Source organism: Azospirillum formosense (assembly GCF_013340925.1).
Lineage (GTDB): Bacteria > Pseudomonadota > Alphaproteobacteria > Azospirillales > Azospirillaceae > Azospirillum > Azospirillum formosense.
Genome location: NZ_WHOR01000199.1, coordinates 1 through 10,819, shown reverse-complemented (window position 1 = coordinate 10,819; position 10,819 = coordinate 1). Strand labels below are relative to the sequence as shown.

11 protein-coding genes are annotated in these 10,819 nt (G+C 68.9%); 5 read left to right on the top strand and 6 right to left on the bottom strand.

What is annotated here, in order from left to right; genetic code table 11:
• Positions 1 to 265 precede the first annotated feature (265 nt).
• The 3 genes from treY (at position 266) to GBZ26_RS21285 (ending at position 3,856) form a co-directional block, all read left to right on the top strand.
• Positions 266 to 3,034: a malto-oligosyltrehalose synthase gene (treY, locus tag GBZ26_RS21295; protein ID WP_174440565.1), complete on the top strand. Its 2,769-nt coding sequence runs from the start codon at positions 266 to 268 to the stop codon at positions 3,032 to 3,034.
• A gap of 5 nt (positions 3,035 to 3,039) precedes the next feature.
• Positions 3,040 to 3,519 carry a cupin domain-containing protein gene (locus tag GBZ26_RS21290; protein WP_211104879.1) on the top strand — a complete coding sequence of 160 codons (480 nt, stop codon included), beginning with the start codon at positions 3,040 to 3,042 and terminating at the stop codon, positions 3,517 to 3,519.
• Positions 3,520 to 3,697: 178 nt separating this feature from the next.
• Positions 3,698 to 3,856, top strand: coding sequence for a hypothetical protein (locus GBZ26_RS21285; protein WP_167555915.1), 159 nt, complete (start codon positions 3,698 to 3,700; stop codon positions 3,854 to 3,856).
• Positions 3,857 to 3,922: 66 nt separating this feature from the next.
• Here the strand turns inward: GBZ26_RS21285 and GBZ26_RS21280 are convergent, their stop codons facing one another.
• Positions 3,923 to 4,408 carry a response regulator gene (locus GBZ26_RS21280; RefSeq protein WP_174440563.1) on the bottom strand — a complete coding sequence of 162 codons (486 nt, stop codon included), beginning with the start codon at positions 4,406 to 4,408 and terminating at the stop codon, positions 3,923 to 3,925.
• A gap of 213 nt (positions 4,409 to 4,621) precedes the next feature.
• Between GBZ26_RS21280 and GBZ26_RS21275 the strand changes: the two genes are divergently transcribed.
• The gene (locus GBZ26_RS21275) at positions 4,622 to 4,840 is read left to right on the top strand and encodes a hypothetical protein (RefSeq protein WP_174440562.1); all 219 of its coding nucleotides are present in this window, start codon (positions 4,622 to 4,624) and stop codon (positions 4,838 to 4,840) included.
• Positions 4,841 to 4,850: 10 nt separating this feature from the next.
• Here the strand turns inward: GBZ26_RS21275 and GBZ26_RS21270 are convergent, their stop codons facing one another.
• Complete coding sequence (locus GBZ26_RS21270; RefSeq protein ID WP_174440561.1) at positions 4,851 to 5,027, bottom strand: hypothetical protein; 177 nt, start codon at positions 5,025 to 5,027, stop codon at positions 4,851 to 4,853.
• 168 nt (positions 5,028 to 5,195) lie between these two features.
• Between GBZ26_RS21270 and GBZ26_RS21265 the strand changes: the two genes are divergently transcribed.
• Entirely contained in the window at positions 5,196 to 5,897 is a 702-nt protein-coding gene (locus tag GBZ26_RS21265) for a glutathione binding-like protein (RefSeq protein ID WP_174440560.1), read from the top strand.
• 48 nt (positions 5,898 to 5,945) lie between these two features.
• On the opposite strand, the gene GBZ26_RS21260 is transcribed toward GBZ26_RS21265, so the two are convergent.
• From GBZ26_RS21260 to GBZ26_RS21245, 4 genes are all read right to left on the bottom strand, one after another.
• A complete protein-coding gene (locus GBZ26_RS21260; RefSeq protein ID WP_174440559.1) occupies positions 5,946 to 6,731 on the bottom strand; it encodes a 3-hydroxybutyrate dehydrogenase in 786 nt (261 codons plus the stop codon).
• Positions 6,732 to 6,799: 68 nt separating this feature from the next.
• The gene (locus GBZ26_RS21255) at positions 6,800 to 8,761 is read right to left on the bottom strand and encodes an acetoacetate--CoA ligase (RefSeq protein ID WP_174440558.1); all 1,962 of its coding nucleotides are present in this window, start codon (positions 8,759 to 8,761) and stop codon (positions 6,800 to 6,802) included.
• A 47-nt stretch (positions 8,762 to 8,808) separates the two neighbouring features.
• Positions 8,809 to 9,795: a branched-chain amino acid ABC transporter permease gene (locus tag GBZ26_RS21250; RefSeq protein ID WP_174440557.1), complete on the bottom strand. Its 987-nt coding sequence runs from the start codon at positions 9,793 to 9,795 to the stop codon at positions 8,809 to 8,811.
• 3 nt (positions 9,796 to 9,798) lie between these two features.
• Positions 9,799 to 10,686 (bottom strand): branched-chain amino acid ABC transporter permease, encoded by an 888-nt coding sequence (locus tag GBZ26_RS21245; protein WP_059399141.1) that lies wholly within the window; start codon positions 10,684 to 10,686, stop codon positions 9,799 to 9,801.
• Positions 10,687 to 10,819 lie beyond the last annotated feature (133 nt).

Here is a 10,819-nt window from a genome sequence, read left to right as displayed (position 1 = left end):
TGGCGCGGCGCGCGGCCCCGTCCCTCCCGGCCCGCCGTCGCCCCCGCCCTGTACGCCCCCCCCCGGCCGGCGGCGGGGCCCGCCGCCCCCCCCTCTCCCCCCGGGGGGGGGGGGGCCGGCGGGGGGGGGGGGCGGGGTCTCCCCCGGAGCATCGCCCCTCTCCCCGTGGCCGGTCCCCTCACCCTCCCGCCGCTCTGCGGCGGGCCCCTCCCTCTCCCGGGTCGGGAGAGGGGTCTTCACCGTTCCTGATTCAGGAGACCAACCCATGGCGGCGGACGCCGATAAGCCGATCCCTCAGGCCACCTACCGCGTGCAGCTGCGCGCCGAGTTCGGCTTCGACCGCACCGCCGGAATCGCCGACTACATGGCGCGGCTGGGCGTCAGCCACCTCTACGCCTCGCCCTACATGAAGGCGCGGCCGGGAAGCACCCACGGCTACGACATCGTCGACCACAACGCCCTGAACCCGGAGCTGGGCAGCGAGGAGTCCTTCCACGCCATGGTCGAGGCGCTGAAGCGCAACGGGCTGGGCCAGATCCTCGACTTCGTGCCGAACCACATGGGCGTCGGCGGGTCGGACAACGGCTGGTGGCTGGACGTGCTGGAATGGGGGCCGGACAGCCCCTACGCCGGCTATTTCGACATCGAGTGGGAGCCCGACCGCCGCTACCTCCACGGCAAGGTGCTGGTGCCGCTGCTGGGCGACCAGTTCGGCGCGGTGCTTGAGTCCGGCGGTCTGGAGCTGCGCTTCGACAAGGAGACGGGCGGCTTCGCCGTCTGGGCCTACGACACCCACAAGCTGCCCATCCGGCCCGCCGACTACGGCACGATCCTCGGCGACGACCAGCCGGACCTGGAGCGGATCGGCGACGCCTTCCGCCATCTCGATCAGGTGCGCCCGCACCAGATCCGCCGCGCCAACGCCCTGAAGGCCGAGCTGGCTGCCCTGGTCTCCGAGAAGGCGGACGTGGCCGAAGCCGTGGAGCGCCGGCTGAAGCGCTTCCGCGGCGAGGAGGGCGAGCCGGAGAGCTGGCGCCGCCTGACCGACCTGATCGCCGCCCAGAACTGGCGCGCCGCCTATTTCAAGGTGGCGGCGGACGACATCAACTACCGCCGCTTCTTCAACATCAACGAACTTGCCGGCCTGCGCATGGAGGAGCGGGAGCTGTTCGACGTCGCCCACCGGCTGGCCTTCAAGCTGGTCGACGACGGCACGCTGGACGGGCTGCGCATCGACCACATCGACGGCCTCTACGACCCCAAGGGCTATTGCGAGCGGCTGGCCGAGGCGACGGAGCGGCCCTTCTATCTGGTGGTCGAGAAGATCCTGGCCCGCCACGAGCGGCTGCGCGAGGACTGGCCGATCGACGGCACCACCGGCTACGAGTTCGCCAACCTGATGGGCGGTCTGTTCGTCGACCCGAAGGGCGAGGAGGCCTTCACCAGGCTTTACGCCGACTTCACCGGGCGGCGCGAGAGCTTCGACGAGGTGGTGCGGACGAGCAAGATCCGCATCATGGACAGCGAGATGTCCAGCGAGCTTCACGTTCTGGCCCGGCAGGCCTCGCGCATCGCCCGCGCCAACCCGCGCACCGCCGACTTCACCGCCAACATCCTGCATCAGGCGCTGAAGGAGACCATCGCCCGCTTCCCGGTCTACCGCACCTATGTGGACTGGCGCGGCGTGAGCGAGTTGGACCGGCGGAGCATCGACTGGGCGATCACCCAGGCGCGCAAGGCCGACCCGAACACCGACGGCTCCGCCTACGACTTCCTGCAAAGGCTGCTGACCACCGATCTGGTGGCCCAACCGCGCAGCGGCTACAGCCGCCAGCAGGTGCTGCGCTTCGCCATGCGCTTCCAGCAGTACAGCGGGCCGGTGATGGCCAAGGGGTTGGAGGACACCGCCTTCTACCGCTACAACCGGCTGGCCGCGCTGAACGAGGTGGGCGGTCATCCCGAGCATTTCGGGGTCGGCACCGCCAACTTCCACCACGCCAACGCGGAGCGCGCCGCCCGCTGGCCCCACGCCATGCTGGGCAGCACCACCCATGACACCAAGCGCGGCGAGGACACCCGCGCCCGCCTCTACGCCCTGTCGGAGATGCCCGAGGAGTGGGAGCGGCAGATCCAGACCTGGAGCCGCCTGCTGCGCGCCCGCCGCGGCGATGTGGAGGGCACCGCCCCGCCCGACCGCAACGACGAGTATCTGTTCTACCAACTCCTCGTCGGCGCCTGGCCGGCGGAGCTGACCGGCGCGGACCCCGCCGGCCTCGACCCGCAGGCGATGACGGAGTTCGCGGAACGCCTCGCCGGCGCCATGACCAAGTCGATGCGCGAGGCCAAGGTGCACACCACCTGGGCGTCTCCCAACGAGGCGTACGAAAGCGCCATGACCAGCTTCGTCCACGACGCGCTGGACGTGTCGCGCAGCACCGCCTTCTTCGACGCCTTCCTGCCCTTCCAGGAGCGGCTCGCCCGCATCGGCATGGTCAACGGACTGACCCAGACCCTGCTGAAGCTGACCAGCCCCGGCGTGCCGGACATCTACCAGGGCTGCGAGCTGTGGAACTTCAGCCTCGTCGACCCCGACAACCGGCGCCCGGTGGACTACGACGCCCGCCGCCGCCTGCTCGACGAGGTCGAGGGGGCGGCGATCGGCAGCCTGCTGGACCGCTGGCAGGACGGCGCGGTGAAGCTCTCCCTGACCCGGCGCGCCCTGGCCCTGCGGACGGCCATGCCCGACCTGTTCGCCAAGGGGGAGTACCTGCCGCTGGAAGCGACGGGCGAACGGGCGGAGCATGTGGTGGCCTTCGCCCGCCGGCTGGGCGACGACACCGTGGTGGTCGCCGCCCCGCGGCTCGTAGGGGCGCTGGGCGAGACGCCGGACTGGGGCGACACCTCTGTCCCGCTGCCGCGCGGGCAGCGCTGGCGCAACGCGCTGACCGACGGGACGCTGGAGGCCGCCGACGCGGTGACCGCTGCCGACCTCTTCCGGGACTTCCCCGTCGCGCTGCTGGTGCGGGAGGGGTGAGTTCCATGGACCGCAACCCGCCGCCGCGCCGCGCGCTCGTTCCCATCGACCAGCGGCTGATCGGGAACGACCCCGGCAAGCCCGCCGTCTTCGGGACCGTGCTGTCCGGCGACCCTCAGGAAAGTTTCCTGAACCTCTACGACGGCGGCGGGGGGCGGTTCGCCTGCGGGGTCTGGCAATGCACGCCGGGCACCATCGCCATGGCCGACTGGCCATACGAGGAGTTCTGCGTCCTGCTGGCCGGGCGGGTGGTCATCACCCCCCGGGACGGCGCGCCGCAGGAGCATGGAGAGGGCGACGCCTTCGTCATTCCCAGGGGCTTCACCGGCGTCTGGGAAGTGCGGGAGACGATCCGCAAATACTACGCGATCGAGAAACCGCTCGGCCCCCGCGCCGCCGTACGCCAGATGTTGCGTACCCCGCTGTCGCTGGCTCGCCGGCTGTTGCGGCGCGGTGAACCGGCGCTGGCCCGCCGGGGCTTTTGAAAGAGCCCCCTTGACAGGGCTGCCTCACAAAATACCCGATTTCTTCGCTCGGGATTGATCGAATCCCTTCGCCACGCGTTATTCCAAAGGACAGGCGCCCGAACCGAGAAACGAGAGGCGCCTCATCGGACCATTCCTGCACCACGGGACGCGACCACAGACGGACGGGAGACAAGTCATGAGCGATCATCGCCAGTGGGTAGAGCTGGACCCCAGCAACGGCTCCGAAAACACCAAGCCGCAGGACGTTTCATCCGTCGCGGCCCCCGCGCAGAATTCCGCTCAGCCGGCGGAAGCCCCCGCGCCGGGCGGTCCGGAAGAGAGTCCGGACCGCTGACCAACGGTCATTGTCTAAGGATACTGTTTAAAGCATGCGAAAACGGCAGGGCGGGGCCTCAGGGCTTCAGCCCTGCCGCCGCATGGGCTGTTGTGCGGGTTGGGGTGCGGTCTGCGGCGTCGGCTGCGGTGCGGCGGCCGCGCGCTCGGGCCGCCCGAACAGTTCCAGCGCCGGGGGGATGGAGGACGGTCGCAGCCCCGCCAGGATTTCCCCGACGGCCCCGACGGCATCGACCAGCGCGTCGGGCATCACCGGCTTGCGCAGCAGGCCGACCGCGAAATCGCGCGCCTCCTCGCCGCGGTGGTCGAAACCGGTGATCAGCAGGGAGGGGATGTTGTGCTCCTCCCACAGCTTGCGGGCCAGCGTCAGCCCGTTCTCACCTCCGGCCAGATAGACGTCCACCAGGGCAAGATCCGGCTGTTCCCGGACCCCCAGCCGCGTCGCCTTGGCGGCGTCGCGCAGGGGGCCGACGACCGTGTATCCGGCGTTCTCCATCACGGCCTTGATGGCGGGCCCGATCAACGGGTCGTCTTCGACGACGAGCAACTTCACGGCATCTGTTCCTTGTTGGCGGACGGCGCGGACCGACGTGGCCCGCAGCGCCCATGTTTGTCGATGCGGTGCATCAATCAAGGGGCTGATTGCGCGCAATGAGCGAGCCGGCGGGGCACCGAACGGGCAGTGCCATCCGGAGAAGCGAACCCGCCGCCCATTTTGCGTGTTTGAGACAGTCCAAGCGTGATGCAACCTCCGTGGGAGTCCTGCATGAAGTTCATCGAATTCACCGACCGCGCCGGGACGCCGGTCCTGATCAACGCCGCGGGCGTACTCTACCTGCGCGGCACCGAAGGGGAGCGGACAGAGATCACTTTCGCCGGACGCTCCGAACCGCTGGTGGTCGCCGCCCCGCTGGACGAGGTGGCCCGGACGCTGGAAGACGCCACGCCGATACCGCCCGACCCCACCCTGGCGCTCGTGTCGTGATGGGCCGGCCTTACACGTCGTAGATCGGTCCCGGCGTGGACTTGTTGGCGCCGCCGCGCTTCTGCTCCTCCTTCTCGGTCAGTTCGGCCTCGCCGCCCTGCTCAGGCTTGACGGTGCCTTCACGGGCCTCGTCGATCCGGTCGTCCTTGCGCTGGGGCTGGGTGGCGGGTGTCCGGTCGTCGCTCATGACGGTCCTCATGATGATTGTCGGTTCACCGTATTCAACATTTCGGGGGCCGCGACGTTGCGCCCGTCGCCTGCCCCTTCCGGAGGGCTGATCCGCGCACGGCGCGGGTTGCCGGAAACCGTTCGCTCCATCACTTTTCGGGGCTGGAGACAAACCGGAAGGACCGCCATGATCGACCTTCACTATTGGCCGACCCCCAACGGGCACAAGATCACACTGTTCCTGGAGGAGGCCGGGCTGGATTACACGATCCATCCCGTGGACATCTCCGCCGGGGACCAGTTCAAGCCGGACTTCCTGGCGATGTCCCCGAACAACCGCATGCCGGCCATCGTCGACCGCGCTCCGGCCGACGGCGGGGAGCCGGTGTCCGTCTTCGAATCGGGCGCGATCCTGATTTATCTGGCGGAGAAGACCGGCACGTTCCTGCCCGCCGACCTGCGGGGCCGCAAGACGGTCCTGGAGTGGCTGTTCTGGCAGGTGGGGGGCCTCGGCCCGATGGCCGGGCAGAACCACCATTTCGTGCAGTACGCGCCCGAACAGATCCCCTACGCCATCGACCGCTACGTGAAGGAGACCAACCGTCTCTACGGCGTCCTGAACAAGCGTCTGGCCGGCCGCGCCTTCATCGCGGGGGACGAACTGACCATCGCCGACATGGCCTGCTACCCCTGGATCGTCCCGCACGAGCGGCAGCGCCAGAACCTCGCCGACTTCCCCGAGCTGAAGCGCTGGTTCGAAGCGATCCAGGCCCGCCCGGCGACCGTCCGCGCCTATGAGAAGGGCGCGGAACTGGCCAAGCGCCCGTCGGTCACCGACGAGGGCAAGAAGATCCTGTTCGGCCAGACCGCCGCCAACGTCCAGAAGTAATGGTGAAACCCCTCTCCCGCCCCGAGGCGGGAGAGGGAAACAAAGTCCTTATTGCGCGGTCCAGCCGCCGTCCATCAGCAGGCTGGCGCCGGTCATCTGCGCCGCCGAGTCGGAGCACAGATAGACCGCCAGCCCGCCCAGCTCGTCCGGCGTCACGAAGGCGCCGGAGGGCTGCTTGGCGCCGAGCAGTTCCGCCTTCGCCTGCGGCTCCGGGATGTTCTTGGTCGAGGCGATGGCGTCGATCTGCTTCTGCACCAGCGGGGTCAGCACCCAGCCCGGGCAGATGGCGTTGCAGGTGACGCCGGTGCCCGCCGTTTCCAGCGCCACCGTCTTGGTCAGCCCCACCACACCGTGCTTGGCCGCGACGTAGGCCGCCTTGTTGACCGACGCGACATGGCCGTGCACGGAGGCGATGTTGAGGATGCGGCCCCAGCCGCGCCGCTTCATGCCCGGCAGGGCGTGGTGGGTGCCGTGGAAGACGGCGGACAGGTTGAGCGCGATCACCGCGTCCCAGCGGTCCGCCGGGAAGTCCTCCACCGGGGCGACATGCTGGATTCCGGCGTTGTTCACCAGCACGTCGACGGACCCGAAGGTCTCCTCCGCGTGGCCGATCAGCGCGGCGATCTCCGCCGGCTTGGACAGGTCGGCGCCGTGATAGCCGACGCGCACGCCGAACTCCGCCGCCAGACCGGCGCGCAGTTCCTCTATGGCGGCGGCGTCGCCGAAGCCATTCAGCACCACGTCCGCCCCGGCCCCGGCCAGCGCCCGCGCGATGCCCAAGCCGATCCCGCTGGTCGAGCCGGTGACCACCGCGACCTTCTGAGTCAAGGTCATGGCTTATCCTCTGCTGTCTTGATGGTTTGGGTGCCCTCCCCCCGCCTGGGGAGAGGGCGGAACGGCGGTCAGCCTTCCAGTTCCGGGCGCTCGCGGAACTCGTCGAGCGCCATGGGATTGGCCAGCGCCTCGGTGTTCTTGATCGGGCGGCCGTGCACGGCGTCGCGCACCGCCAGTTCGGTGATCTTGCCGGAGCGCGTGCGCGGGATGTCCTTGACCGCCACGATGCGCGCCGGGACGTGCCGCGGCGAGCAGTTTTCCTTGATGCGCTTGCGGATCGTGTCCTCCAGCGCCTTGTCGAGCGTCAGCCCCTCGCGCAGCACCACGAACAGGATGACGCGCACGTCGCCGTCCCACTCCTGGCCGATGCACACCGCCTCCAGGATCTCCGGAAGCTGCTCGACCTGCCGGTAGATCTCCGCCGTGCCGATGCGCACCCCGCCGGGATTGAGCACCGCGTCCGAGCGCCCGTAGATCACCCAGCCGCCATGCACCGTGCGCTCGATGAAGTCACCGTGCGTCCACACGTTGGGGAAGCGCTCGAAATAGGCCGCCCGGTACTTCGCCCCGTCCGGGTCGGCCCAGAAGCCCACCGGCATGCAGGGGAAAGGCCGCGTGCAGACCAGCTCGCCCTTCTCGCCGCTGACCGCGTGGCCGGTATCGTCGAAGGCCGCCACCGCCATGCCGAGCCCCGCCGTCTGCAACTCGCCCGCCCACACCGGGGCCGTCGGGTTGCCCAGCACGAAGCAGGACACGATGTCCGTGCCGCCGCTGATCGAGGCCAGATGGATGTCCGTCTTGATCGCCCGGTAGACGTATTCGAAGTTCTCCGGCATCAGCGGCGAGCCGGTCGAAGCGAGCGCCCGCAGCGTGTCGAGCCGATGCGTGCGCATCGGCTCCAGCCCCGACTTCTCGGCCTGCTGGATGAACTTGGCCGAGGTGCCGAACAGCGTCATGCCCTCGGCGTCGGCGTAGTCGAACAGGATGTTGCCGTCCGGCGCGAAGGGCGAGCCGTCGTAGAGCAGCAGAGTCGCCCCGGCGGCCAGCCCGGAGACCAGCCAGTTCCACATCATCCAGCCGCAGGTGGTGTAGTAGAACACCCGGTCGCCCGGCTTCACGTCGCTGTGCAGCCGGTGCTCCTTGACGTGCTGGAGCAGCGTGCCGCCGGTGCCGTGGACGATGCACTTGGGCTTGCCGGTGGTGCCCGAGGAATAGAGGATGAAAAGCGGATGGTTGAAGGCCACCCGCTCGAAGCTCGGTTCCGCCGCCGCGAAGGGGGCGGTGAAGTCGCCCCAGGTGACGCCGCCGCGGATGGCCGAGACGTCCGGGGTCTCGTTGATGTAGGGGATGATGACCGCGGCCCTGACGGTGGGCAGCTCGGTCAGCACCTGGGCGATCTTGGCGCGGACGTCGTGGCTCTTGCCGTTGTACCAGTAGCCGTCGGGGGCGAAGAGGACGGTCGGCTCGATCTGGCCGAAGCGGTCGGTGATGCCCTGGGCGCCGAAGTCGGGAGAGCAGGAGGACCAGATGGCCCCCAGGCTGGCCGTGGCGAGCATGGCGGCCAGCGTCTCGGGCATGTTGGGAACGACGGCGGCGACACGGTCGCCCTTGCCGACGCCGGCGGCCTTGAGCGCCTGCTGGAGGCGGGAGACCTCGGCCTTCAGCTCGGCGCCGGACCAGCGGCGCTTGACCTTGTCCTCGGCCCAGAAGACGACAGCCTCGCCCTCCGGGGCGTTGGCGAGCAGGTTCTCGGCGTAGTTCAGGCTGGCCTCGGGAAACCAGCGGGCACCGGGCATCCGGTCACCATCGGCCAGTGCCACGCCGCCGAGGTCGCCCTTGAGTCCGGCCCACTCCCACAGGAAGCGCCAGAAGTCCTCCTTGCCGGCGACCGACCAGTCGTAGAGCGCGTCGTAATCGTCCAGCCGCAGCCCGAAGCGGGCGCTCGCGGCCTGCCGGAAGGCCGTCAGGTTGGAGGCGGCGACGCGCGCCTCCAACGGGGTCCACAGCGGCAGATCTGAAGGTTGATCCATCGTGCTGATCCTGGTTTTGGCTTTTGTGTCGTTCGGTGTCGTCGATCTTACCGCCGGCCGAAGCGGGCTTGGAGCTCGCCCACGATACCACGGCGGAAGACCAGCACGCAGACCACGAAGATGGCGCCGATCACCACCGGAACCGGCATGCTGGTGGCCGCCAGATAGCTTTCCAGCGTGACGACGATGGCCGCCCCCACCACCGGGCCGAGCAGCGTGCCCATGCCGCCGAGCAGGGTCATCAGCACCACCTCGCCGGACATCTGCCACGTCACGTCGGTCAGCGAGGCGAGCTGGAAGACCAGCGCCTTGGTCCCGCCGGCCAGACCGGCGAGGCTCGCCGACAGCACGAAGGCCAGCAGCTTGTAGCGTTCCGTCCGGTAGCCGAGCGACACGGCGCGCGGCTCGTTCTCCCGGATCGCCTTCAGCACCTGTCCGAAGGGTGAGTGTACCGTGCGCCAGACCACCGCGAAGCCGACCAGGAACACCGCCAGCACGAAGTAGTACATGGCCAACGGCTGGTTCAGGTCGATCATCCCGAACAGATGGCCGCGCGGCACCGCCTGGATGCCGTCCTCGCCGCCGGTGAACTTGAGCTGCAGGGCCATGAAGAAGACCATCTGCGACAGCGCCAGCGTGATCATGGCGAAGTAGATGCCCTGACGGCGGATCGCCAGCGCGCCGAAGGCGAGGCCCAGCAGCGCGGAGAAGCCCATGCCGAGCAGAATGCTGACCTCCGGCCCCAGCCCCCAGACCTTGGCGGAATGGGCGGTGATGTAGGCCGCCCCACCGAAGAAGGCGGCGTGGCCGAAGCTCAGCAGCCCGGCGAAGCCGATCAGCAGGTTGAAGGCGCAGGCGAACAGCGCGAAGCACAGCACCTTCATCACGAAGACGGGATACAGCACGTAGGGTGCGGCCAGCGCGATCAGCAGCCCGATGCCGAGGATGATGGCGTTGCGGGTGCTGTCCTGCCCCGGGCGGCGCAGCGCAATGGTGGTCGTCTGAGAGTCGGTCGTCTTGATTTGGGCGGCCATGGCTCAGCGCTCCCGTCCGAAGAGGCCCGCGGGCTTGATGAGAAGGACGATCGCCATCACGACGAACACCACGATGTTGGAGGCTTCGGGGTAGAACACTTTGGTAAGGCCCTCCAGCAGCCCCAGCCCCAGGCCGGTGACGATGGCGCCGAGGATCGAGCCCATGCCGCCGATCACCACCACCGCGAAGACGACGATGATCAGGTTGGTGCCCATCAGCGGCGACACCTGATAAATGGGGGCCGCCAGCACCCCGGCCAGCCCGGCCAGCGCGACGCCGAAGCCGTAGGTGGCGGTGATCATCACCGGCACGTTGATGCCGAAGGCCTGGACCAGCACCGGGTTCTCGGTGGCGGCGCGCAGGTAGGCGCCGAGCCGCGTCCGCTCGATGGCGAACCACGTCCCGAAGCAGACGATCAGGGAGGCGACGACGACCCAGCCGCGGTAGTTGGGCAGGAACATGAAGCCCAGGTTCTGGCCGCCCTTGAGCGCGTCGGGGATCGGATAGGGCTGGCCCGACACGCCGTAGAAGTGGCGGAAGGCGCCTTCCATGATCAGGGCGAGGCCGAAGGTCAGCAGCAGGCCGTAGAGATGGTCGAGCTTGTAGAGGCGCGACAGCATGGTTTTTTCCAGCACCACGCCGAGCAACCCGACGATCAGCGGCGACAGACCCAACGCCCACCAGTAGCCGAGGCCGAGCTTCGTCAGCAGCAGCCACGCCACGAAGGCGCCGATCATGTAGAGCGCGCCGTGGGCGAAGTTGATGACGTTCAGCATGCCGAAGATGACCGCCAGCCCAAGGCTGAGCAGCGCGTAGAAGGACCCGTTGATGAGGCCGAGCAGAAGCTGGCCGAACAGGACCTGGGGCGGCACCCCCAGCAAGTCGAACATGACCGTCCCTCCCTGTGTATCGGACTTGTGTTTTTTTGATTGGGTGCTTGGGGTGGAGCCCCCCCCCCTCACCCCCCCCCCCGCGCCGGGGGGGGGCACATGCCCCCCCTCACCCGAGGGGGGGGGGGGGCGG